Source organism: Flavobacterium kingsejongi (genome assembly GCF_003076475.1).
In the GTDB taxonomy this organism is placed as follows: domain Bacteria; phylum Bacteroidota; class Bacteroidia; order Flavobacteriales; family Flavobacteriaceae; genus Flavobacterium; species Flavobacterium kingsejongi.
The window spans coordinates 2,851,508-2,876,453 of the sequence record NZ_CP020919.1 but is presented as its reverse complement, the minus strand read 5'-3'; the positions used below and the strand labels follow the sequence as shown (position 1 = coordinate 2,876,453).

The 24,946-nt window shown below is 40.3% G+C and carries 25 protein-coding genes; 12 read left to right on the top strand and 13 right to left on the bottom strand.

Going from position 1 to position 24,946, the window contains the following annotated elements:
• The first annotated feature begins 1 nt into the window (after position 1).
• From lolA1 to FK004_RS12795, 4 genes are all read left to right on the top strand, one after another.
• Positions 2 to 646, top strand: a complete 645-nt coding sequence (gene lolA1 / locus FK004_RS12810; RefSeq protein WP_108737608.1) for an outer membrane lipoprotein periplasmic chaperone LolA1 — start codon at positions 2 to 4, stop codon at positions 644 to 646.
• 7 nt (positions 647 to 653) lie between these two features.
• Positions 654 to 2,093, top strand: coding sequence for an LptF/LptG family permease (locus tag FK004_RS12805; RefSeq protein WP_108737607.1), 1,440 nt, complete (start codon positions 654 to 656; stop codon positions 2,091 to 2,093).
• A gap of 8 nt (positions 2,094 to 2,101) precedes the next feature.
• A complete protein-coding gene (ribB, locus tag FK004_RS12800) occupies positions 2,102 to 3,235 on the top strand; it encodes a 3,4-dihydroxy-2-butanone-4-phosphate synthase (protein ID WP_108737606.1) in 1,134 nt (377 codons plus the stop codon).
• Positions 3,236 to 3,351: 116 nt separating this feature from the next.
• Complete coding sequence (locus FK004_RS12795) at positions 3,352 to 4,116, top strand: hypothetical protein (RefSeq protein ID WP_108737605.1); 765 nt, start codon at positions 3,352 to 3,354, stop codon at positions 4,114 to 4,116.
• On the opposite strand, the gene FK004_RS12790 is transcribed toward FK004_RS12795, so the two are convergent.
• Positions 4,113 to 4,892 (bottom strand): hypothetical protein, encoded by a 780-nt coding sequence (locus FK004_RS12790; RefSeq protein ID WP_108737604.1) that lies wholly within the window; start codon positions 4,890 to 4,892, stop codon positions 4,113 to 4,115. The genes FK004_RS12795 and FK004_RS12790 overlap by 4 nt on opposite strands.
• Positions 4,893 to 5,152: 260 nt before the next feature.
• On the opposite strand from FK004_RS12790, the gene FK004_RS12785 reads away from it, so the two are divergent.
• Positions 5,153 to 5,839: a hypothetical protein gene (locus FK004_RS12785; RefSeq protein WP_108737603.1), complete on the top strand. Its 687-nt coding sequence runs from the start codon at positions 5,153 to 5,155 to the stop codon at positions 5,837 to 5,839.
• A gap of 582 nt (positions 5,840 to 6,421) precedes the next feature.
• Here FK004_RS12785 and FK004_RS12780 read toward each other — a convergent pair.
• The 3 genes from FK004_RS12780 to FK004_RS12770 form a co-directional block, all read right to left on the bottom strand.
• On the bottom strand, positions 6,422 to 7,069 hold the full coding sequence (locus FK004_RS12780) for a cysteine hydrolase family protein (protein ID WP_108737602.1): 648 nt from the start codon (positions 7,067 to 7,069) through the stop codon (positions 6,422 to 6,424).
• Between the two features lie 51 nt (positions 7,070 to 7,120).
• Positions 7,121 to 7,675 (bottom strand): cysteine hydrolase family protein, encoded by a 555-nt coding sequence (locus tag FK004_RS12775; RefSeq protein ID WP_108737601.1) that lies wholly within the window; start codon positions 7,673 to 7,675, stop codon positions 7,121 to 7,123.
• A 96-nt stretch (positions 7,676 to 7,771) separates the two neighbouring features.
• Complete coding sequence (locus FK004_RS12770; protein WP_108737600.1) at positions 7,772 to 8,350, bottom strand: Crp/Fnr family transcriptional regulator; 579 nt, start codon at positions 8,348 to 8,350, stop codon at positions 7,772 to 7,774.
• A 219-nt stretch (positions 8,351 to 8,569) separates the two neighbouring features.
• On the opposite strand from FK004_RS12770, the gene FK004_RS12765 reads away from it, so the two are divergent.
• Positions 8,570 to 11,392: a PAS domain-containing sensor histidine kinase gene (locus tag FK004_RS12765; RefSeq protein ID WP_108737599.1), complete on the top strand. Its 2,823-nt coding sequence runs from the start codon at positions 8,570 to 8,572 to the stop codon at positions 11,390 to 11,392.
• Between the two features lie 31 nt (positions 11,393 to 11,423).
• Here FK004_RS12765 and FK004_RS12760 read toward each other — a convergent pair whose 3' ends face one another.
• Positions 11,424 to 11,690: a SemiSWEET family sugar transporter gene (locus FK004_RS12760; RefSeq protein WP_157956103.1), complete on the bottom strand. Its 267-nt coding sequence runs from the start codon at positions 11,688 to 11,690 to the stop codon at positions 11,424 to 11,426.
• A 346-nt stretch (positions 11,691 to 12,036) separates the two neighbouring features.
• On the opposite strand from FK004_RS12760, the gene FK004_RS12755 reads away from it, so the two are divergent.
• The 3 genes from FK004_RS12755 (at position 12,037) to FK004_RS12745 (ending at position 14,918) form a co-directional block, all read left to right on the top strand.
• Positions 12,037 to 12,882 (top strand): SDR family NAD(P)-dependent oxidoreductase, encoded by an 846-nt coding sequence (locus tag FK004_RS12755; RefSeq protein ID WP_108737597.1) that lies wholly within the window; start codon positions 12,037 to 12,039, stop codon positions 12,880 to 12,882.
• Positions 12,883 to 12,930: 48 nt separating this feature from the next.
• Positions 12,931 to 13,848 (top strand): helix-turn-helix domain-containing protein, encoded by a 918-nt coding sequence (locus FK004_RS12750; RefSeq protein ID WP_108737596.1) that lies wholly within the window; start codon positions 12,931 to 12,933, stop codon positions 13,846 to 13,848.
• Between the two features lie 299 nt (positions 13,849 to 14,147).
• Complete coding sequence (locus FK004_RS12745; protein ID WP_108737595.1) at positions 14,148 to 14,918, top strand: hypothetical protein; 771 nt, start codon at positions 14,148 to 14,150, stop codon at positions 14,916 to 14,918.
• 87 nt (positions 14,919 to 15,005) lie between these two features.
• On the opposite strand, the gene FK004_RS12740 is transcribed toward FK004_RS12745, so the two are convergent.
• From FK004_RS12740 to FK004_RS12715, 6 genes are all read right to left on the bottom strand, one after another.
• On the bottom strand, positions 15,006 to 16,067 hold the full coding sequence (locus FK004_RS12740; protein WP_108737594.1) for an alpha/beta hydrolase: 1,062 nt from the start codon (positions 16,065 to 16,067) through the stop codon (positions 15,006 to 15,008).
• Positions 16,068 to 16,402: 335 nt separating this feature from the next.
• Positions 16,403 to 16,993 (bottom strand): pentapeptide repeat-containing protein, encoded by a 591-nt coding sequence (locus tag FK004_RS12735; RefSeq protein WP_108737593.1) that lies wholly within the window; start codon positions 16,991 to 16,993, stop codon positions 16,403 to 16,405.
• Positions 16,990 to 17,550: a pentapeptide repeat-containing protein gene (locus FK004_RS12730; protein WP_170108557.1), complete on the bottom strand. Its 561-nt coding sequence runs from the start codon at positions 17,548 to 17,550 to the stop codon at positions 16,990 to 16,992. Before FK004_RS12730 ends, FK004_RS12735 begins: the two co-directional genes overlap by 4 nt.
• Positions 17,551 to 17,894: 344 nt before the next feature.
• On the bottom strand, positions 17,895 to 18,383 hold the full coding sequence (locus tag FK004_RS12725) for a MarR family winged helix-turn-helix transcriptional regulator (RefSeq protein ID WP_108737591.1): 489 nt from the start codon (positions 18,381 to 18,383) through the stop codon (positions 17,895 to 17,897).
• An 88-nt stretch (positions 18,384 to 18,471) separates the two neighbouring features.
• On the bottom strand, positions 18,472 to 19,206 hold the full coding sequence (locus tag FK004_RS12720; protein WP_108737590.1) for an MBL fold metallo-hydrolase: 735 nt from the start codon (positions 19,204 to 19,206) through the stop codon (positions 18,472 to 18,474).
• 12 nt (positions 19,207 to 19,218) lie between these two features.
• Entirely contained in the window at positions 19,219 to 20,460 is a 1,242-nt protein-coding gene (locus tag FK004_RS12715; RefSeq protein ID WP_108737589.1) for an MFS transporter, read from the bottom strand.
• Between the two features lie 110 nt (positions 20,461 to 20,570).
• Between FK004_RS12715 and FK004_RS12710 the strand changes: the two genes are divergently transcribed.
• The gene (locus FK004_RS12710) at positions 20,571 to 21,464 is read left to right on the top strand and encodes a LysR substrate-binding domain-containing protein (RefSeq protein WP_108737588.1); all 894 of its coding nucleotides are present in this window, start codon (positions 20,571 to 20,573) and stop codon (positions 21,462 to 21,464) included.
• A gap of 92 nt (positions 21,465 to 21,556) precedes the next feature.
• Here the strand turns inward: FK004_RS12710 and FK004_RS12705 are convergent, their stop codons facing one another.
• Positions 21,557 to 22,720, bottom strand: coding sequence for a DUF3095 domain-containing protein (locus tag FK004_RS12705; protein WP_108737587.1), 1,164 nt, complete (start codon positions 22,718 to 22,720; stop codon positions 21,557 to 21,559).
• A gap of 136 nt (positions 22,721 to 22,856) precedes the next feature.
• Between FK004_RS12705 and FK004_RS12700 the strand changes: the two genes are divergently transcribed.
• Together FK004_RS12700 and FK004_RS12695 are read left to right on the top strand one after the other, a co-directional pair.
• On the top strand, positions 22,857 to 23,351 hold the full coding sequence (locus FK004_RS12700; RefSeq protein ID WP_108737586.1) for a hypothetical protein: 495 nt from the start codon (positions 22,857 to 22,859) through the stop codon (positions 23,349 to 23,351).
• Between the two features lie 15 nt (positions 23,352 to 23,366).
• Entirely contained in the window at positions 23,367 to 23,801 is a 435-nt protein-coding gene (locus tag FK004_RS12695) for a hypothetical protein (RefSeq protein ID WP_108737585.1), read from the top strand.
• Between the two features lie 69 nt (positions 23,802 to 23,870).
• On the opposite strand, the gene FK004_RS12690 is transcribed toward FK004_RS12695, so the two are convergent.
• Complete coding sequence (locus FK004_RS12690) at positions 23,871 to 24,893, bottom strand: LLM class flavin-dependent oxidoreductase (RefSeq protein ID WP_108737584.1); 1,023 nt, start codon at positions 24,891 to 24,893, stop codon at positions 23,871 to 23,873.
• Between the last annotated feature and the right edge of the window lie 53 nt (positions 24,894 to 24,946).

The window sequence follows — 24,946 nt, the reverse complement described above, 5'->3', positions numbered from 1 at the left end:
GATGCAAAAGTTCCTACAAATTATCATACTGTTTTTACTACCATTTACGTTTCAGGCCCAGGATTCAAAAAATGCAAAAGAACTGCTGGACCAGGTGGCTGCGAAGGTAAGAAGCTATGATAATATCACTCTTGATTTTAAATATTCCTACACTAGCCCTAAAGACAATATCAATCAGGAAAGCCGTGGTGACGTCACACTGAAAGACAGCCAGTATTACCTTAACTTCATGGGAATTACCCGTATTTCTGATGGGAAGAAAGTATATACCATCAACCCCGAGGATGAGGAAATCAGTATTTCAAGACTGGACGAAAACAGCTCCAGTGAGTTTACACCCTCTAAAATCCTGACTTTTTTCAGCAGTGGCTACAAATATTCCTGGGACATCCCACAAAACGTCAAAGGCCGTAAAATCCAATACATCAAATTATTGCCTTTAAGCAACAAAGATTCCCGAAAAGAAATCCTCTTAGGGATTGATGTACAGACGAAACACATCTATAATATGATTGAAACGAGTAAAAATGGTGCCCGTAAAACTTTTACCATAAATTCTTTCAAAACAAATCAGCCTTTGTCAAAAAATCAGTTTACCTTTACCGAAAGTAAATATCCAAATTACTACATCAACAAATTAGACTAATTTTTAGGTGAAAATTCTTGACCGCTACATTCTAAAAACCTTCGTTACGACATTTACTTCTGTATTTGTTATTTTGTTTTTCATATTCATCATGCAAACTGTATGGTTGTTTATTGCTGAACTGGCCGGAAAAGACCTGGATTTCTTCCTGATCATCAAGTTCCTGATTCTTTCCATGCCCAAGCTGGTACCTTTGGTATTACCCCTTACGATTTTGCTTGCTTCTATTATGACTTTTGGTGACTTTGCCGAAAATTATGAGTTTGCTGCGATGAAATCGTCCGGTATTTCTTTACAGCGCGCCATGCGAAGCCTGATGGTCTTTATCCTCATGCTCAGTTTTGCAGCGTTTATGTTTGCTAATAATGTGATTCCGTATGCCCAGTATAAATTCGATAACTTCAGGCGGAACATTGCCCAGGTAAAACCTGCAATGGCGATTGCGGAAGGACAGTTTAACAGCATCAATAACCTCAATATCAAAGTAGATAAAAAATCGGGGGAGAAAGGCGAAAAACTAACCGGCGTCACGATACACAAAAAAAACAACCTCGGGGATAACACTACCGTTATCCAGGCTAAAAGAGGGGAACTGCTGAGTAGCGAACAGTCCAATATCCTGCAATTGGTATTGTATGATGGGCATTCGTATGAAGACATCATCCCTAAGAAATACGAAGAGCGCAAAAAGATGCCATTCGCTAAAAGTACTTTTGAAAAATATACCATCAACATGGATTTAAGCAAATTAAATAATGTGGATGTGGATGCGGAAAACCTGGCCAATACCAATTCGATGCTAAATGTCAAAGAATTGAATTATACTCTGGATTCCCTGGACAATAATTACAAAAGGGATATTGTTTCCTATACCGAAAACATCTACCAAAGAGCGGCCAACTCAGTCCTTATTAATTTCCAGAACAATAGTGCTATTAAAAAAGATACCATTGTCAATGATCTGGTAAAAATCATTCCGGAAGGCGACAAAACCCGAATCCTGGAAATCGCCAATAGTAATATTATGAGCTCCCGCACGGTAATCAATGATACCAAATTCGGGCTTGAAAATAAAAAACGAAATATAAACGGCCACCTATTGGCCTTACACGAGAAGTTTGTGATTGCTTACGCCTGCCTGCTGATGTTTTTCATCGGTGCACCGCTTGGCGCTATTATCCGTAAAGGAGGCCTTGGGCTTCCCATAGTATTTGCGATCCTTATTTTTATCATCTTCCACTTTATTAATACCTTTGGAAGGAAAATTGCGCAGGATGACAGCCTTAGCCCATTTTTAGGGTCTTGGATGTCTTCTATCGTATTGACCCCGCTGGCCATTTTACTGACCTACAGGGCTACCAATGATATCGGGCTGATTAATATGGATGTTATCCTCCTGCCCTTTCAGAAATTATTTCAAAAATTCACTAAGTCCAAAAAAAAATAACACATACAATGCTTACTCCAACAACACAACTCAACACTATAGAAGAAGCAATCGAAGACATCAGACAAGGAAAAGTAATTATCGTTGTTGATGATGAAGATCGCGAGAATGAAGGCGATTTCATCGCTGCTTCTGAAAAAGTAACCCCGGAAATGATCAATTTCATGGCCACTCACGGACGCGGACTGATCTGTGCTCCATTGACTGAGGCCCGCTGTAAAGAACTGGACCTGAACCTGATGGTTACCAATAATACTGTACTCCATGAAACCCAGTTTACCGTATCGGTAGATTTGAAAGGTCATGGCTGTACGACAGGAATCTCGGTACACGATCGTGCTAAAACGATTAAAGCCCTGGTTTCTGACGATACCAAACCGGAAGACTTAGGCCGTCCCGGACATATTTTCCCACTTCGTGCCAAACAAGGCGGCGTATTGCGAAGAACCGGACATACTGAAGCAACTATTGACCTTGCCCGCCTTGCTGGTTTCAAACCTGCAGGGATATTGGTTGAGATCCTAAATGAAGATGGTTCTATGGCCAGGCTTCCCCAGCTTCTGGAAGTGGCTAAAAAATTCGACCTGAAAATCATTTCTATCGAAGATCTTGTCGCTTACAGAATGCAGCACGACAGCCTGATCACCAAAAAAGAAGATTTTGATATCGAAACGCGTTTCGGTACCTTCCGCCTGCGTGCTTATGAGCAAAAAACCAACAAGCAAATCCATTTTGCCCTGACCAAAGGAACCTGGAATGCCGGTGACCCAATCCTAACACGGATCAATTCTACCCAGGTAAATTCTGATATCCTTGGCACATTAACCAATAATGCCGACCAGAAACTGGATAATATGTTCAAACGTATTAACGAAGAAGGAAAAGGAGCGGTAGTATTCATCAACCAGGAAGTGCAACCAATGGACCTGCTGAACCGTATCAGCGAACTGAAAGCCTTACAGGCTGATGGTATCTATAAAGCACCACAAGTACAAATGGACAATAAAGACTTTGGGATTGGCGCTCAAATCCTGCATGATATTGATATTTCAAAAATCAGGCTGGTTTCCAATTCAGAGCATTCGAAACGTGTTGGAATGATCGGTTATGGTCTTGAAATTACAGAATATGTAAACTACTAAGTATAGCTCCACTATATACTGAACCGCTTTATCATTCGATAAAGCGGTTTTTTTATGTTCCTGAAAATCTGACGGTTCCAAAACATATAGTATATTTGATATTAAACCGGAAAATCATGCGCTATTATACGATGTTACTACTGTTCTGTTGTACCCTTACGGTAACAATGGTAAATGGTCAGTCCAAAGACAAATTACTCTTTTCAGAAAATAACTACACAGTCTTTCAGAAAGCAGGCACAAAGACCTATTACCTGAAAAAAGGGAACAAAATAGTCCAAAAGGATCTCCGGTTTTGCCTACCTGTCGGAAATGGGCTGCAGGTGATCGACGAAAATGGAACAATGTATTTCTTAGACGAAAAACTGAAGCGAAAAAACACACTGGAGCCTATTCCTATTCTACTTTGTGGTACAGTCGCTGATTATGAACTCCGTATTAAAGAAACAGCCAACCATTTTATCATATTGCAAAGAGAGACGTATTTCAACCGTGATGGCAAAATCCCTCCGAGAGAAATCGCCCGGATTTCAAAGAAAGATGCAGACCGCGTTTTCTTCCTGAATAAAAAAACAGTTTTTAATTTTACAGGGGATTTTAATATAGGTAAAATGAGCAAAGCCGATCCATCAATTATAGCCTACATCAAAGACGGGCGCTATTTTATCCTGAATGACCCGGCTCATGACGATTACGATTTCATTGCCTTTTCCCAGGCGCTGGCTGCTTTAAAAAAAGGAAAGCTAAAAGGATATTATGGCCTATCAGCCGTAAAGTATACTATGTTAGGCCGCTTTGACCATTACCTGGCGGGCATTGAGCTTCCTGATGGCCGGAAAGGCTATCTGGATACCGAAGGTAATGAATACCTCAATCCTTAAGGCTGTTGTTCAACTGGCATCTTTTTTCCATTTCCCAAATAATAAAATAGTGCTTCAGAAAGCTTTTCATTATAAGTGATATAATGGGATAAGATACTGAAATTCCCATTTATAGTTTTATAGGTACGGTTAGCATAAAAGTTATCCATCTCCGTCTTCTGGATCGCATCGGCATGGCTTTTTTCAAAAACCAATAGCGACACCTGATGGACCGATTTTGTGATGTCCGGCTGTCCGGCACTTAGCGTCAACTCATCGCTCTCCTGGTACTGGATCTGGATGATCCGGTCTTTTAAGGTCCATTCATAATAGGCTGGAGCCTCTGACGTATCCTGAAAAGTAGGATCCCCATAATTGAGATTCAGGTAGGCTACCATATCTTCAAAGGTCTTTCTATCCTTAAAACTACCATAAGCTGTAACTGCCACCAGTGTTTGTTTTTTATCTACCAGAAATCCAATAACATCAAAATCCCATTCGTAGCATCGGGCGATGCCTTTTATTTCTTTACTGAAATAGCTATAGCCATAATGAGAATCCGCTCCGTTCCAGGGTTGCACTAAATGATCCTTTGGGTATTCGAAACCCGGGGTATAGGGTGAGGCACCAAAATTATAAAAACTGGAATCAATGCTGTTTTTCAATAGGACAAGAGGCTGTTCCTTAAAAGTAATTTGCTCCATATCAAATTGTGAATTTTCCCCCAGTGTATCTGATTTTTTACTGCAGGACATCAAAGCAAATACTAAAAACGGTACTATAATTTTTCTGATCATTACTGGTTTGTTTTAAAGTCGTGGTGATTAAAGTTAGTACTTTTTACAGCAATCACAATCGAAAATAATAAAACAATAATGATCCTATAAAAAATCCTGTGCCGTAATAAATCCACTTCCGCCCTTTGCAGGACTGATTAATCAGGTAATTAAACCCATTTAAAAAAACAGACTCCCAAATTCTTATAAATTCCAGTATATTTGAATACCAGGTGATTAATAATACCTGCCTTCCCCCATATCAATCCAAATCTTAGCCTATGAAAAAGTATCTCACCCCTTTAATTTTAGTTGCAGTAGCATTAACCGCTGTACTGTATTTCACCTTCTGGAACACACTGATTGATCTCGACACCTTACCGGAGCATTTTGATTCAAAAAAGTTACAAAAGGATTTCAAAACCAAGTATAACGATGATTATGGTGCTCAACTGGATACATTATACTCTAATGACATGGATCATGATGCCTATAGCAATGATCCACATTCTTTTGGCTACAGCTGGAATATGGCTTTCTGGAAAAATAAGCCCATAGCTAAATATTATAGTATCGACTGTAACCGGTTTAGTGTCATGGAAACCAAAAAGCATGAATTCATTGCCGTGTGTGGTGTTTCCGAAATAACTTCTCCGGATGACTTTGAAAAAACTGTAAAAAAGCTTACCGATGTATATGGTACACCTGAAATTGTATCTACTGAATTTTATGGTGCCTATACCAATTACATTTGGACGACCCGCGATCGTATCATAGAACTGGCATCGGGTAAAAAATCGGGAGAAGGGACAGTAAAGATCAATGTAGATGAGGATAAAAAAAGCATCAGGGCGAATCCTGAAACAGAAGAAGAATACCTGTGTATCGTCTATATTATTAATAAGAAGTATAACCATTACATCGAGAATATGATTTTCAAATCCGGTGATTGGGTGTACCTGCATTAAAAAAAATGAATACCATAAAGGCTCCTTTTCAGGAGCCTTATTGCATAAAAAGGTCATAGTCCTTCCCTATCCTGTTATGTCAACCTGATGCTATACGCGATAGTGCTATATAAACCTGTTTTAGGAAGGACAATAATTATGAATACAAGGTATAGTCCGCTTTTGTTACCAAATCTGCTACTACACCTGCTACTTTTACCAATCCTGTAGCCTGAAATTCTGGTTTAAGAAACACTTCCTCCTATTTATTACTTGCGGTGCCCTACCTACAGTAGCCCAAGATCCCACTCAGGAAGCAGGACCTCCTATTTATAAAGCCCGATTTTGTGGTGCTATAGGTAGGCTATCCTACTTAAAAATCGCAAAATCGGGCTTATAGACACCGAAATCCTGGTTATGAAGTGCAATTTCCGGGTCATAGTGGTAGTTTATCCCTGGTTTATTTTGGGCTATCCAGCTTAAATAACAGGATGATTTACTACAAATATCCAGCAACTGCTACTGTCAGAGGGATATATGGGTTTGGGACACATCACGATACCATCAGTGTGTGCTGACGGCATCGATACTAATGCTATACTACTATTTACTGCGGCTTAAATAATCCTTTGTCTGCCAAACTTCGGCATACAGGTTCCCTACAGCGGTGAGTCCGGCGAGGTAAGCCGTATGGATCTGGTGTGCAGGAATTACTTTTCCATACAGCGTTCGTTCTTTTGTGGCACACGCATCACCAATAACAATGGTATTCAAATCAAAATCTTTCGCAGCCCGTACTGTTGCATCCACACAAACGTCGGTCATCATCCCTGCGATAACAAGATGGGTTATGTGCTTTTCTTTCAGGTACGCCAATAATGCTGTTTCGCGAAAGCTGTTAGGATATTGCTTCGTAATTACTTTTTCCCCGGGAAGTGGTGCTACTTTATGATACAGTTCGGCACCCACAGTACCCGTTGCTAAAAATGGAGCTGTCTCCGGGCCAATGTGCTGGATATGAATAATGGTTCTTTTTTCAGAACGGAATTTCTGCAACAGCAAAGCTGTATTGGCCGCTGCCTCATCAGCACCATTTAAAGTCATTTTCCCTCCCGGAAAGTAATCATTTTGCACATCAATAACCACCAGCGCTGTAGTTGCTGCGTCAGGTTGATTTTGTGCCTGTAGCGTTCCTGCAATATAAAAGAATAGTACGGCATAAAGCCAATAGTAACGTTGCCTGTTTTTCATTTTAATAGTTTTAATCTGTTATTTTTATTTATTTCAACTGCAACCGGATCTTTATCCTTTTAAAAAATCCTGTGTTGTCTTTACGGTCGCATACAGGTTTCCCAATGCTGTAAGTCCTGCAAGGCAGCTCTGGTGTACGGTTTCCGCTGCTACTTTTTCCCCGTAGAGTTCCCGGTCTTCGGTAGTACAGGCATCCCCCAATACGGTAGTGGTATAGCCCAAATCCATGGCAGCCCTTACAGTAGCTGCCACACAGACATCAGTCATCATTCCGCATAGTATCAGTTCGCTAATGCTGATGTTTTTAAGGTAATCCTGTAAACTGGTTTCCCGGAAACTATTCGGATAGTGTTTCACAATTACTTTCTCCTCAGCCAGTGGCTGCACAGCTTCATGAATGGCAGCACCTGCAGTCCCCGGGAGGAAAAAATCCGCCCCTTCGTTGGTGGCAATATGCTGGACATGAATCACGGGGATGTGGTTATCACGCGCATGCTCCAAGACTTTTTGGGCATTTTGCACGGCGGCATCAGGGTAATGCAGGGTGTGGGTTCCGGTTTCAAAATAATCATTTTGAAGGTCAATTAATACGAGTGCTCTTTTCATACTTCCTATTTATTAGTGTTTAACAGGGCAAAAGTAGGATGGTAATCGGAGGGAAATTTTGAACTAGTTCAAAAAGCACTTTTTCAGGCGGCTGCTTTAGCCTTTGTAGAGTTTCTTTCGGATCTTACTCAGGAATTCAAACGAGATACCGAGATAAGCTGCAATTTGTTGTTGGGTGATTCGTTGTTCCAATGCGGGGTATTTGTTTAAAAATTCCAAATACCGCTTGTCAGCCGTTTGCCCATGGGATGAAATAAGCCGGCGCTGAAAAGCAACCAACGTTTTTTGGTTCATGATCCGGAATAATTTTTCGACTATGGGCAGCTCCTCGTAAAGTGCCTCTTTATCCTTTTTGGTAATAGTAAGGACTTCACAATCTTCTAAGGCTTCAATAGTGAATATAGAAGGAACCTGATTCATAAAACTATCAATATCTGTGGCCCACCAATCTTCAATCGCAAAATATAAAATTTGTTCATTCCCGGATGCCCCGGTATAAAATATCCGAAAACAGCCTTTGGTCACAAAGGCTTCAAAGGAACATACACTGCCTTCCTGAAGCAGGAATTCTTTCTTTTTTATGGAAACTGGATGGAAATGGGAGGCGAAAACCTCAAATTCACGGTCACTGATCCGGATGTGCTTTTCTATATTTTTATGAAGTAATTCAAACATGCTTTAAAGGTATTAAAAACAATGGAATATGAAAAACACCACATAAGTTCATTTTCCACAATTCCCCTATTTACAAAAAACTAAAAATAGCTTCCCCTAAATTATGGTAATCCGAAAAACTATAAGTATTTTTAATCTATCAAATCGTGATGGGCTTAGTTCCAAAAGGGTCTGACCTCGAAATTTTACCCCAATTTCCCATTAAATACATCAATACGATTGCAAAATAAAACACCTAATACTACTATTTTTCCTGTACAGCCTATTGGTGAGTGTGCTACTTTGATTCAAAACTTCGACTGGGAAACCACTTCAGTAGGCCATCCGGACGAATGGCCCATCAGTCTTCGGAATACCGTATCCTTAATTGTCTCTTCAAAATTTCCTATGTTCCTGTGGTGGGGTGATGATCTTATCCAGTTTTACAACGATGCCTACAGGCCCAGCCTGGGGAATGATGGTAAGCATCCCACAGCGATGGGACAAAAAGGAGAGGATTGCTGGCCGGAAATCTGGGATTTTATTTTCCCGCTGATTGATAAAGTACGGACTACAGGAGAGAGTGTGTGGTATGACGATTTGCTGTTGCCGATATTTCGAAATGGCAGGATGGAAGATGTTTATTGGACCTTTAGCTACAGCCCGGTGCAAAATGATGAAGGCATAATTACAGGAGTATTGGTAGTATGTACCGAAACGACAGAAAAAATAAAAAACTTAAAGCGTATTGAAGAGGGCAAATCGCAATTGGAATTTGCCATTGAGGCAACTGAATTAGGAACCTGGGAACTTACTATTGCTACTGGCAGGTTCACCGCCAATTCCCGCTTAAAAGAGTGGCTTGGCAGTACTTCTGCTTCAGAAAATGAATTATCAGATGCGATTGCTGTCGTAGCTGAAAAAGACAGGCAGCGGGTTATCAAAGCCATCAATAGTGCAGTTACTGATCCTATTGGTGATTATGACATTGAATTTACGATTGCACATCCCATAACAGGGCAGGAACGTATTTTGAGGGCTAAAGGTAAATCGTGGCGCAATGCAGAAAATGAAACGTATCAGATCAATGGTACCTTCCAGGATATTAGTGAGCAAAAGCAACGGGAAGAACTTTTCAAATCCATCATCGAACAGGCACCGGTGGCCACCTGCCTTTTTGCAGGCCGGGACATGACTGTTGCCATTGCCAATGATATTATGATTGGGTACTGGGGTAAAGACCGGAGTGTGATGGGCCTTCCACTTGAAGTGGGTGTCCCGGAATTGATTGGACAGCCTTTTTTGAAAATATTAGACGAAGTTTATAGTACGGGAATCGCTTATACTGATAAAGGTGCCCCTGTCCTACTGGATCTTGAAGGACGGATGGATACTTATTATTTTGATTTTACCTACAAACCTTTACGCAACGCCGATGGCAGCATTTATGGTGTCATGAACATGTCTGTGGATGTAACCGACCAGGTAATGGCCCGGCAGAAAATAGAAGAAAATCAACGGGAATTGCTGGCTTCTTTTGAAGAATCACCAGTGGCTATTGCCATGATTGCACACGAAGGTTATACGTTTACTATGGCAAATCCCTTCTATGGCATGATCGTCGGGCGCCCACCGGAAGAATTGATTGGCAAACCGTTATTGACTGCTGTACCGGAACTTGAGGGGCAGGGCTTTGAGGAATTGCTGGAAGGTGTATTTAGCACTGGCATACCGTATATTGCGAAAGAACTTACCGTTAGAATATTGCGAAACAATAAAATGGAAACCATTTATATTGACTTCAACTACCAACCCCGCCTGAATACCCAACAACAGGTTATTGGGGTATTGGTGGTGGCCGTAGAAGTAACGGAACAGGTAGTGTCCCGTAAAAAGATTGAAGATAGCCAGGTCGCTTTACACAATGCTATTGAATTGGCCGAACTGGCCACCTGGCGCCTCGATTCCAAATCGAATATTTTCAGCTGCTCGGATCGTTTTAAGAACTGGATCGGCATCACTGAATCCCAATGCTCGATCGAAGATTTTTATAATGCCATTGTACCGGAACGCCGCGACAATGTCCGCAATTCATTAAACCAGGTACTCTATACCAAATCAAAAAGCATCTATGATGATGAATATGAAATCATCAATCAAGAAACGGGTGCTCCAATGATTATTCATGCCACAGCCCAACTCTTTTATGATAGCAGCGGTAATCCGGACTATATGAGCGGTACGGCACAGGATATTACAAAACAGCGAAAAGTACAGAATGAATTGGAGAGCAAAGTACTGGAACGCACCCTGGAGCTGCAGGCGGCCAATCAAAACTTAGAAGCAAACAATCAGGAACTTCGGCAGTTTGCCTATATTGCCTCCCATGATTTACAGGAACCGATCCGAAAAATATCCATTTTTATGGAAATCCTGGAGAATAGCCTGGAAACGATCAATGCCAAGTCACTTACGTACATTGACCGCATTAAGGATTCCACTACACGAATGACCGTACTCATACGGGATATACTGGGGTATTCCCAATTATCCAATGCCAATGATGATTTCGAACGTGTCGATCTGAGGCAGGTAGCCGACGAGATCATGAATGAATTTGAACTGCAGATCGAACAGAAAAATGCTGAAATCACTTTTTCGGGTTTAGCCACTATCCAAGCCAAGCCATTACAGATGTCACAGCTCTTTGGCAATTTAATTTCAAACGCCCTGAAGTATTCCTTTCCTGATAGTCATCCCAGAATAGTCATTACAGGCAGTACACTTCCCAATGAAGAGAAAAAACAGCACAACCTGGATACAACAGTAGACTACATCAAAATCACATTTAAAGATAATGGAATCGGATTTGACCCGCAGTATGCCGATAAAATCTTTCATATTTTCCAAAGGTTACACGCCAAAACGGAATACATCGGTACGGGGATAGGGTTGGCAATTTGTAAAAAAATCGTACAAAACCATGCTGGTGAAATATACGCAACTTCAGAACAATTTGAAGGTGCCACATTTACTGTAATCCTACCCAAACTTCAACGGTAAAGCTTTTATTTACGATTGTATAATAGCCTGATTATTTCTTATTCTTCCGGAATTTATACTTGAAAAAGATAATGATAAGCAGCATAGACAGCATAATGGCATTGGTTATGGCCAGTGGCATCGCGTCTTTAAGCATTCCGTAAGTAAGCCAGGTTGCCGCATTGGCAGCTAATAGTAAAATGGTCGGGAGGGAAAGGTCATTGGCTGATTTTGTTTTCCAGATTTTTAGTACCTGAGGCAAAAATGATAAGGAAGATAAAATGGCTCCCAAAATGCCTATTGCAATTTCAGTATTCATACTCATGTTTTTTTACGTTATAATAAATGGGACACAGCAGCATCGGCAATATTGATTATCCTATGCGATCTGTTTATTTATAACTGAAGTGAGACTCTTTTAAGAAGCAGCATCAATCGATACCAACATACGATGATCGGGCAAAACATCCTGTTTTTTTACGATTTGCAACAGAAAAATAACATGGCTCCTACTCAAAGATATTATTATTTGTGGAGTATGAAAAGTATTACTGATAAAAACTGCCCCTACCTTTCCTGAAATCCGGATACACTTTCAAGGGATCTGGATACTTTTTGACGAATCAATTACAGGAACTTTGCCGTACTAATTAAAACAGAATACTATGAATCCTCAAAATAATTCCCAAAAAGTATGGTTTGTCACCGGAGCTTCCAAAGGCCTCGGACTGGCATTGATTACCCTATTATTATCCAAGGGCCATAAAGTGGCCGCAACAACACGGAATATCGCAGCACTACAACAGCTTTACGACGCTTATCCCGATATGCTACTCCCTTTAGCAGTAGACCTGACTGCGGATGAAAGTGTGGCTGCAGCGGTAGCCAAAACAATCCGTGCATTTGGCAGGCTGGATGTTGTGGTTACCAATGCCGGTTACTCTTTGGTGGGCAGCCTCGAAGAAATGACAGATCTTGAATTTCGGCAAACGATTGATGTCAATGTTTTTGGAACGGTAAATGTCATCCGGGCTGTAATGCCGCATTTCAGAAAACAACAGTCAGGCCATTTTATAACCATCTCATCCAATGCGGGTTATGTTGGTTTTGCAAATGCTGCCAGCTATAATGCGTCCAAATTTGCTGTCATTGGGATATCCGAAGCCTTAGCAGCAGAAGCTAAACCTTTTGGTATTAAGGTTACTGTAGTGGCACCGGGACAATTCAGGACTAATTTCATGGATAAAGGTTCGCTTACTTTTGCGAAAAACAGAATCCCTGTGTACAATTTAGATGCTGCCGAAGCGCAGTGGACAGAATTTAGCGGGCAACAACAGGGCGATCCTGAAAAACTGGTCAAAATCCTGGTCGACCTTAGCCATCTCAGCCATCCACCTTTACATCTGTTATTGGGTCCGGATACTTATACCATGGTTATGGAACACCGCCAGAAAGAACAGGAAGAAATAGCGGCGTGGAAATCGATCACCCTTTCCACTGATTTTGATTAACCTAAATCCTCTTTGGGTGTTGTGTTGAAATGATTTACCTTTAATCTTATGAAAAAAGCGGTTACCCCCTATACTATCCAATCCATTACAGAATTGCACCGGTTACTGCAGTTGGGCAAACCGGAGCATCCATTGGTCAGTGTTATCAAATTTGAAGACACCATGTGTTTTGATGACGAGAGCCTCCGGTCTGTCGCTTATAATTTCTATTGCATTGCACTGAAGAAAAATTTTCACGGCAAGATGCGCTATGGGCAGCAGTATTATGATTTTGATGAAGGGATTATGACTTTTTTCTCCCCCGGCCAGGTGATCACTACCGATATCAATCCTGAAATGAAAATTTCCGGCTGGTGGCTGGTCGTACATCCTGATTTCCTTCGGAATTATACACTCTCCAAAACGATAAAAGACTATGGTTATTTTTCCTATGCGGTAAATGAAGCCCTGCATCTTTCTGAAAAGGAAGAAATAAGTATCGATTCCATTATGGAAAATATCAAAGGGGAATATGCTTCGGTTATCGATCATTACAGCCAGGATGTCATCATCTCCTATATCGAATTGCTGCTGAATTATTGCAACCGCTTTTACAACCGGCAGTTTATTACCCGAAAATCGGTTAATAGTGATCTCTTAGTGGAGGTTGAAAAATTACTATCGAATTATTTTAATAGCGAAAAAGTACAGGAATCCGGTCTGCCTACTGTTGCCTATCTCTCGGAGCAGCTTCATCTTTCGCCCAATTACCTCAGTGATATGTTACGCTCTTTGACCGGGCAAAGCACCCAGCAACACATCCATGCAGCTCTGATTGAAAAAGCAAAAGAAATCCTAACCACAACTTCACTGTCAGTGAGTGAAATTGCCTACCGCCTGGGCTTCGAATACCCGCAATCCTTCAACAAATTGTTCAAAAGCAAAACCAATGTTTCCCCCTTGCAATTCAGGACGTCATATAGTTAGCTTTACATCAGGGAACCTATGATTTCACTTTTAGTATTTCTTTCCATAGTGACCAGAGATTGGATAACGCGTTAAAATACTCAAAGAAGACCGTTACATAAATTAATAATTGTTTGGTAAAGATTATTTCTCTTACATTTTAAAAGCTATAGCAATAATTTACTCCCGCAAAGATTTTTAAACCATCGTAATAAATAGTGATTTTTCAATAAAATAATTATTTTCCTAATAAATTAAATAATCTATTCAACCTTAGCATTCATTTTTTACATTTGCCAAAAATCGAATATTATCACTTTATGAAAAAAATCACTTTATTTTTATTTGCTTTTGCAATCCTTTATTCCTGCTCCTCCGACTCCGATTCAGAAGCTACTCCTGTGAATCCTGAACCCGGTACACCAGTCAATCTAAAATTGATCAGCACAAATATTAAGTCCTATTACAATAATTTTGACTCTGAGTTTAATACTACTTACACTTATACTAATAACCAACTTTCCGGTGTTCTATACAATCGTGTTGGAAGCACTACTGGTGGAGAAACAGCTGAATATATCTATGAAAATTCATTATTAGTAAAAATAATTAGCAGAAGCCCTAACGAATCGAATCTGGATGATCATACCGCAATCCAAACCTTTACTTATTCGGATGGAAAAATCGCAAGTAGCTTAGAGGTTGATAATTCTGGAACATTTAATAATGTTTATGCTTATAATTCTGAAGGCAGGGTAATTAACCACAAGAAATATGGCTCAAATGGAAGTGTACTATCTGAATTAAAATACGAATATAATGCAGATGGGAATTTATCTAAGAGAATAACAATAACTTCCTCTAACACACAATCAACAGAATTCAATGATTATGACACTAAAAAAAATCCTTTATTAATTCTGTTTCCTAAGGTATATTTAAATACAAGCCCATATTCCAAAAATAATATACTATCAGACGGCTCCATCACATATGAATACGAATACAATCAGTATGGCTACCCAGCCAAAGTGACCGAAAAGATGGACAATATAGTAAGAATGATCACCATACTACATTATAATATGTAATTAAGTTTCGATGATTCGACTTTACCTTACTAAAAGAGCCGCAATTATCTGTTTAATTTATACATCATATTTAAAACTCAGCCTGATTTAGAGTGTATCCACCTTTTCCGTAATCCAATTTAAGATTATTCGAACTGCTGCCGGATCGATCTGGTACATGGTTTCAGGAGTCAGGTCAGGCTGGGTTAAATAGTGTGTCAGCCCATCCATTTTTACGATTGTTATGGCGTCGTTATTAAAACTTTCCAATACTTTGGTTTCTGCTTCTGCACTGACAAAAGTATCTTTAATTCCCACAATATACAAAGTGGGTATTTTGAGTGACTGATAGGCTGGTTCAAAATTTTTGCGTACAAAATCTTTTTCGGAAGATAGGGTCAGATAAGGGAAACGGGTATATCGGGAGGAGTCATACCCTATTTTTTTAGACGCTTTGTTAAGTTTTTTAGAGAGTGGCCAGTCTTCATCATTCCTATTTTCCTCGACCACCTTATGCAAGGCATCCATTACTGCAAACTTTTCTTCAGTAGTGTTATATTTCAGGGCATCATCAAAACTATTCTGCCCTGACAGGATTTGGTATTTTATAAAAGCACCATACTTTTCTACAGCAGTAGCCCACTGTATCAGAAAATCAACAGAAGCGCCCATTTCCATAGTCCCCATAGTGACCATGCCGCCCTGGCTGTGCCCAATCAATCCGAGTTTTTTTCCGGAAGTATATCCGAGTGCTTTTATTCTTCTGATCGCGCTATACAATTCTACGGAGAGCATCGTAACCGTAGTGTTTGCAGCATTGTATTTACCGCCGGACTGACCGATTCCCCTATCATCATAACGGTACACGGCTATATTATTTTGCAGCAATGCTTCAGTCAGCAAAAAGTGGGAATAGCGTGTATCTGCTCCGGTTCCGGGAACAATGATTACTAATTTATCAAAGTTTCCCTTAGGCATGACAAGGGTTCCGTACAATGTAATGCTGTCTTTTTTCACCGCTACTTTAAAATCAATATCCTGAAAAAGATACTGATCCGGATGGGATAATTCTTTTTCATGGGGTAAAATGACCTGAGCCTTACCATTGAAACTAAAAAAGAGCAACAGTAATAGTATAGACCGGAAGGCAGGCGTAAGGATGCGGATCATTGTGGCAATTTTGGTTGCTACTAAAGTAGCCTATTAATCGAAATCGTTATGGATTGTAAGAAAATCTTAACAAGCACCGTTAATTACCCCCTGAATTATAAGCTACTAATCCTCCGATGAGCATGGATACAATAAAAATGCAAAAAGCAAAAACGAGTATATTCTTTTTATTTTTTAGTATTGACATAGTTGGTGTTTTTAAGTTAAAAGCCGTATTTCAATTATGGAACCCGGCTCACCCAAAAATAACAATTCTGAAAATCGAATCCAAGTAGATAAAAGGAATTCGGTCGTTATTTAGCTGATGACAGAATGAAGTAACTCTGTTTCGCTATTTAAAACGAATCAAGATTGACCACATCAATCCCCAATGTGTTGAAAAAACTAAAGGCTTCCGGAAGGGAGAATTTCGCCCCTTTAATAGTGTTGTGCCGGATATCGATACTGTAGTTGGATGCGTCTTCAAAGTTGCATAAATCAAGGCCGCTATTATGGAATTGTGCTCCCTTAAGATCGGTGCCTTTAAAATCGCTATTGGTAAGCTGGCATTCGCTAAAATCAACCTCTTCAGCCGTACAATGAATAAATTTTGCTTTTTTAAGCACCTTTCCATAAAAACTGGAATAGCTAATTTCGCTGTCTTCAAAATCAACAGCAAACGGAGGCAGTGCTTCTGCCCAACTTATACCGGCTGCCTTTGATCTTTTTATCACTATCTTATGGAAGTTACTCTCGTCGTAAGTCATCAAGGAGAGGTCACAGTCTTCAAAAGTACACTGGTCAAAATGGCAATTCTCGAAATATGCCCTGCTGAATCTGCATTTTTTAAAACTACATTCGGTAAATGCATTATCGGAAAAGGTAAGCCCACTACCCTCAAACCCCACGAATTCTTCCCCGTGATAAATGGTATTGCTCTGGATCATTTTGCTTCTTGTATGATAATATCAAAATGACTCAGCAGGCCACCAAGACTGGCAGAACTGAATTTGGTCTTTTTTACTTTGTTCAGCGATAGATCCATCGTTATGTTGGTACAACTGGTGAAATCAAGACCGCTAATATTGGTCGCTGAAAATTCTGTGCTCAACAGGTCACACTTGCTCATTTTGGCTTTGGAAAGATCTGCTCCCCTAAAACTTGTGCCGTGTATCCGGCAGCCGCTAAAGGTGCTTTTATTGATCTTCATGTTTTCAAAGCCACAAAAATCCAACACTGAATCTATAAAATCCACACTGAACCCAAAATCATTGGCCTCAAAAAAGTTGACCCCGATTATTTTGCAATCCAAAAAGGTAACATCCTGCATTCCGGAATTCATCACATCGATATTACTAAGGTCACAGTTCACAAAGCGGCAGCAAATGAGGTCTACACCCCTTAGGCTGGCAAAAACACAGTTCCTGAATTCTACCCCTTCATATTCCTGGCCCAGCATATCCTGAGCGGTAAAAGTTTGATTCACTTTAATCTTTGTATCCATAAAACTTATTTCGTTGTGCTCCATGTTATTGCAATTACTGTTGTATGCATTATATAAAAAGAAAAACTAAAGATGGTATCCTGAAATACCACTCCATAATCTTTCGTTCACCTCATCCACGGGCAAATATAATTAATAATAATAAACATTGTTTACTTTATTTATAAAGCAGTATCGAAAACAATAGTAGTATTCAATATTAAAACAGCACTCATTACAGGTGTATCAGTTGATTTTCAAGCGCCTAAAATAAGTACAAAAGTTCGTGGAATGGATTTGATTTATATATCGAAGTCAAAATCTATAGCTATTGAAAAGATGCGGTAAGACGCGGGAAACAAATCTTATTTATTTTCTAATTTGTCTGCGTCATTCAGGCTTTCATGGTATTTAATAATCGTATTAATAACAGACACGGCAGTATCAAGGTTTTTCCTGCCCACCAGTTTTTCATATTCTTTGACTAATTCCACCAATTTGAGATTAGCATCGAGTACGAGTTTTTTACCGCTTTCTGTCAGGTTGAGCCGTTCACTTCTTTTGTCAGAAGCATCGGTAGTACTGGTAATCATTCCTTTTTCTTCCAGCTCTTTTATAGTACGGCTCATGGCCTGCTTGATGATCATGGAATCCCTGGCAATATCCACAGCTGAACTACCCTCCAGGTTGATGTTACAGATGACTGGCATATAAGACATTTTGAGTGGCCCAAATTCGGGGCTGATATTTTTTTGGGCCCAGAGGTCATGGTGTTTCCGCAGGACGAAAATAATCCGCTGCCAGTTATTTTCACGCATCCCTTCTAATTCCCTGAGTTTCTTGTCCGTATCCATTTTGCAAAATTATCAAATAAAACTGAGCCTGCAACCTGTTAGTATCCGTATCGGTTTTTGAGTGAGTTCCTATCGTAAAATGCTATTTCTAAAACCGGACAACATTATCCCTGATATCATGATAGAATAATACCTCCCACTGTTCTTTATGCGCTTCTTCTTCCCATAGCTGGCGTAATTCCATCGCCTTTTTACCATCGAAGTCCGTCTTATAAGCCAGGTGGAATTTGAGGTAGTTTTTCTGTGGGAGATTATCAGCTCCGTAAAAAGCTGTTGTCCCCGCTTCTCTGATCCAGAAAACCTGATGGAATGGAGAATGCCCTCCGGTAACCTCATATGAGATAGTGGTTCCAATAGTTCCTTTTTCATCCTCTAAAAACACTACATTGGGAAGGGCTGCCAGTTCTTTTAAAACTTCCGGGTTGAAAGAGTGACTATTTTCCTGTTCCAAAGCATACTGCAGTTCTTGCTGCTGGATGTAAATTTGGGCGTTAGGGTAATGTTGTACAAAACCTGTAGTTTCGCGATACCCGATTCCGTCAATATGATCTTTATGGAGGTGTGAAATCAGGACTTTTGTAATTTGTCCCGGATGATATCCTGCTTTTTCCAGCAGCGGAAAAAGTGCGGGTACACCATTATCCATAAATCCCAATCCGGTATCCAACAGGAGTACATCGTCCTCCAACACTACCAAAAAAGGGCAGATCGCAAGTTTTAAACTATCCGTAGGTACCTGGTCCAGATCTTCTGAAGCAACGGGTGCAAATACTTTTTGTTTGCTCACGGCAAAAATGCCTTCATTCAATGGGATGATTATCATGGGTCTATTATTTTAATTTTTTGGCGTGTCTAACGCTATGCTGAACTTATTTTTGGTAACACTGTATTTCCAGTAGTATGCAAATACTAAAATACAGACAATACCACTACTTCCGGCTATCGCGACGGCTTCTTTTGGACCCAGCGTTTCTGCCAGTATACCGATTGCTAAACTCCCCACGGGGATTACTCCCTGATAAGCCATAATAAAATAGCTGATCGCCCTCCCCCGCATGTGTGAAGCAGCATGAGTCTGAATATAGGTATTTATTGCGGAAGTCTGCGCCATCATGCCCATTCCGCTTAGTGCCATAAACGCTAATGCTAAAGGCAAAATGGAGGCAAACGATAACAGTAGAATACTGCCGCCAAAAAGCAGGCTTGCGATAATAATGATCCGAATCAAATATTTGTTGGATTGCAGATTCGCTAAATATACGGCGCTAAGAACGGATCCAAAACCAATGGCACTTTCAAAAAGGCTAAATGTCCGGGCAGTACCATGGAAGAGGTCTTTCGCAAAAATAGGCATCAAGGTAGTGAAAGGAATCACTATAAGGCTACTCATCGCGAGTAACAGAATAAGGCTTTTCAGATCTTTTTCTCCAGCGATGTAATCAAATCCTTCTTTTAATTCCATCCATAAACTATTTTGCTGCCTTGGGGTGGCTCCAACTTTTATACGCATCATATAAAGGCAGCCTAAAACAGGAACATAACTGATGAAATTACTAATAAAGCAAAAATCTTCTCCTACTGTACTCAATATGAAACCTGCCAGTGCCGGGCCAATAATCCGGGCAAGATTGGTCATTGTAGAATTGAGCGCGATAGCGTTGGGAAGGTCTTCCGGATTATCAACCATATCGATCATAAGTGTTTGCCTGCAGATCACATCAAAGGAATTTACAATCCCCTGTAAAAGGCTCAGGGCTATAATCGCCGGGATGCTATAGTATTGAAAATAGATCATTCCCGCAAGGGCTCCTGCCTGCAGCATCGAAATAATCTGTGTATTGACCATTACCTTAAACCTGTTATGACGGTCAATATAACTACCGGCATACGGGGAGAGTAGCAACGACGGGATAAGGCTTACAAAGGTTACCATACCCAATAGAAACGCTGACCCTGTCAGTCGGTAGACGAGCCAGCTTACGGCTGTTTTTTGCATCCATGTTCCCATGAGCGACACTGACTGACCATAAAAAAACAACTTGAAATTTCTATACTTTAAAGACCTGAAAATATTCATATCGCAATGGCAAAGGTCTTAACTACTTTACCACTACAAATTTCAGCAATATCCTTATATTTGTAAAACGTTATTTTTCTATAATATCAATCGATAAAACCGATTAACAAATGGAACTTAGACAGCTTAACTATTTTCTGAGAGCGAAAGAATTACTCAATTTTACGGCTGCAGCTGCAGAACTTAATATTAGCCAGAGTACGCTTTCGCAACAAATCAAACAGTTGGAGATTGAGTTGGATACACCACTCTTTCACAGGATAGGAAAAAGGATTCTTTTGACTGAGGCGGGCAGCCTGTTTTATGACTATGCCCTACAAAGTGTAAGCAAGGCCAGCAGTGGTATGGCCTTACTGAAAGACCTAAAGGACCTAAAGACCGGGGAATTATATATTGGCGTTACCTATGGCCTTCGGTATATCCTTACTCCCGCCCTGATTCAATTTTTGGAACTGTATCCTAAAATTTCCATACAAATCGTTTTTGGTACTTCCGAAGAACTATACCATAAGTTACTCAAACTTGAATTGGATTTTATATTGACTTTTGCGGATCAGGCTACAGATGAAAATTTATCTTACAAGCTGCTTTTTGAATCGCCTTTATGCTTAATTACTTCTACCTACAATGCGTTGGCAAGCAAAAAAGAAATTACCCTACCTGAAATTGGAAAACTCACTTTAGCACTGCCTGCCAATGGCTATAGTACACGGCAATTTATCAATGAGACTTTTACTAAAAACAACATTATCCCAAATATTCCGGTGGAGGTTAACGATATCCCCACGTTGCTGGAATTAGTAAAGGCCGGAAACTGGCACACAATATTGGCTAAAACGACAGTTCAGGATTATGATGATTTATGCGTGATCCCCATCAAAGGAAAAAAAATGTTACGCAAAGCCATGATCATATCCATGAAGAATGTTTATGAGAAAAAAGCGGCTCATTTTTTTTGTGCGTTGCTAATGAATAAGACAGGATTAAAACAGAGTATCCAATAGATTGACGAATGTATATAGTTCATTACAGGTAGCGGTGATTGCTCTATGCTGGCTTAGTAGCCTGGATATCATCAGGCTCGATTTGCAGTAAATTATGATGGATGAGCTGCCAGTTTGGTTTTTAAAATAGCCGCTGCTTTAGTATAACCGCCCTCTGCCCCATCGACAAAATGGATATGACCATCTTCCAAATCCCGGACGTAACACGACATTATAGAAGCCTTACTGATGTGCATGCCATAATGTATGGATCCTTCTGTTTCCATCTGATCCAATAAGAGTTGTAAGGCAGCCCGCTGTGCTGCACGCCCCGAAATTACCGTATTGATCTTTCCGTCTATAACCAGTGTATCTGACATTTCAACCAGTGCCCTCAGGTACTTCCTGCCCTTTTTTGTATTAAAATAGATGTATCCGTATAAAGTAGCCAACCATGTTTGCAACAATTCTAGTACTCTAATCTTTCCCAGCCTGATACGCATCTCGGCTCCCAGGCGGCTGAATGTTGTTTTCAGCCTGAGCCGTGCTACAGAAATAGGCTGTCTTTTTTCGGGAATACCATACAGCTCATCCATTTTTTTCAAAATCATGGCAAACGCTTTTTCCTGATGCCCGGAATCTTTGGCGACTACCAGCAAGGTTACAATTTCTTCTTTATCCTGAGGTGGCAGAATTTTATCCCAGCGGCACTGCATCCCACTGAGATCAAGCTGTATTGCCACAGGAGGCTCCCCGGAGAACAGATAATCTCCTCCTTTAATCCGGCATTCTGCGAAATTCAGCCCGTTTCCTAATACTATGGGTATGGAAAAGGAGGAGGAACTCTTGTATTTTGCTATTCGTATAACATGCCCGGCAGCATAAATTTCGGCTACGGGTACGGTACCGGTTCGGAGTTCAAGATTAAAATTTTCTAAGATCGTTTCCCTATAACGCGTCAATGCCTGCATTACAGTATCGATCAAGGCTGTTGGAATAATAAAAGTTGCCCCGTCACCTCCAAAGAAAAAAGGTATGGTTATCTGCATGCGAAAAGCGAGGTTGAGTACCGCAACAATACTGCCAGTGGCAATAAGATTTACGTCTTCATGCCTGCCTCCTAAAACAGCCTGGGTTGACCCTACAATATCGGTAATGACAACATGCCAGCTCTCCGGAACCTGGCGGAACAATTTTTCTCTGCCTAATAGATCGCTGAGCGGTAAATCATTTAAAGGCAGGTTACTGTAAAATTGTCCGGCAATGTCTTCTGTCATTCATTACGAATTATAAGATTTGAATCAAAAATAAGAAATACACTGCAACTTCAATACAATTTATACTATTTAGCTATATTTGAATGACAGGTACGGAATGTATTTGTTTCTTACACCCAAATGTAAATTGCATTTTATGAGAAAGTTATACCTACTCCTGGTTTTGGTTTCCAGCATTTCTTTTGCCCAGAGAAAGAAAAAGACAGATTATCCTTCGCCCCCCGCTATTACCTACGATACCCTGAATGATGCTATTAAGGGTACCAAATGGTTTTTTAATATTGACAACCTTACGGATAAAGAATTGCTATTGGATGACAATCCCAATCAGCCTGATATGCTTTATTTTGTTGACGCAAAAAAAGTACAGGTTATCCTGAATCACCGGGATTGCAAAGTAACGATCAATGGTACTTATATGATTTTACTACCGTATCTCCAAAGTCCACAGGTAGTATTTGGGGATTATCAATCGTTCAAAATGGCCCGATCCAAAAATAATAATGCGTGTACTAAACCCTTAATTGCGTTTTTAGAACAGTATCTTGAAGTTATGTATGATACAGAAAATAGGACGCTATTTTTTAGCAAACATGAAGAAACGGCACCAATGATTGGTATACCGAATTAATTTACTGTAAGTATAATGGATATAATTCAAAAGAAATACCTCATCATTTTAAGTGCTATACTGATGAACTTAGCCATCGGTAATGGGATTTTATACTGTGCCGGTTCCGATGCGTATAGCACTACTATTAATTATACATTAATGCTGGGAATGTCTATCGCCTGTGTTATAGTATATCTGTTGGTGTTTCGTTATCTGAATTTTCAAAAACATTCCGTACCAAAACTGGCTGTTATCTCTATAATGTGCTGTATGATTATCATTCTTTTAGGAAATGCTATTGCCGTAACGATAGAAAGTCCGGGAGACCTGTTAGCGACATTGATGATGGGAATTTTTGGAAATATAGTACTATTTCCAGTTTCAATTGTCCTGGGGCTGCTCAACCTCTTTTGGTTTCACAAAATAAAATACCTCCAGCCTGATCCTTTACATTACCCGGAAGGATAATAACTTCCGGGTTGTATGACACTTATCTTTAACTTCCAGAAAATCAGGAATAGTTACTGTAAGCTTTGATTATGCTACCGGAGCAGCATTTAAATCTTTCATTATTTCAGCAACGATACGATACGATTTTACGCGGTCTTCATGACCGTGGATGTTTGTAACGACCATCAGCTCGTCCACCCCGGTCTGTTCCACGAAACGGGCAATTTCTTTTGCTACCGCCTCTTTCCTTCCGACGAAAGAATATTTAAGCATGTCACGAAGCGCAGGATTGTGCTGTAACATCATCAAATCATCCGGCATTGGCATTGGAGGTTGCAAATGTTCGCGTTTTCCAGTTAATACTCCAATAAACATGCGTAAAAGCGATGTAAAGTTTTCCTCCGCTTCAGCATCGGTGTCGGCAGCAATTACATTCACTCCCGCGATGGTATAGGGTTTATCGAGATGTACGGACGGTTGGAATTCTCTTCTGTAGATATCGAGGGCTTCAAACAATTGCCCTGTTGCAAAATGACTGGCAAAAACATACGGTAATCCCAGTTTTGCAGCCAGGTGGGCACTGTCTGTACTGGATCCCAGGATATAGAGTGGCACATTTACACCTTCGGCCACAATGGCACGTACTGGCGCATGACTGTTTTCCGCATCAAAATACTCCTGTATCTGCGCTACTTCTCCCGGAAAATTATTGGCAGCCTGCATCCTGTCGGAACGGATGGCCTGGGCGGTAATCTGGTCGGTGCCGGGAGCGCGGCCTAACCCTAAATCGATACGATTGGGATAAAGCGTGCCCAAAGTTCCAAACTGTTCGGCAACAATAAGCGAGGAATGGTTTGGAAGCATGATGCCTCCTGATCCTACTTTGATGGTTTTAGTACCTCCGGCAATATAACCGATAAGTACTGAAGTGGCCGAACTGGCGATACTAATCATATTATGGTGTTCAGCAAGCCAAAAACGGCTGTAGTCCATCGCTTCTGCTTTTTGAGCGAGGTCAAGACTATTTTTATATGTTTCTGCAACAGTAGTGCCACTCGATATGAATGCGAGTTCCAGTATGGAGTAGGCTATATTTTTTTTGTTTTCCATGTGATTCAAATAAATAAATTAGAGTATCTATTATACTATCCAACAGGCGAATT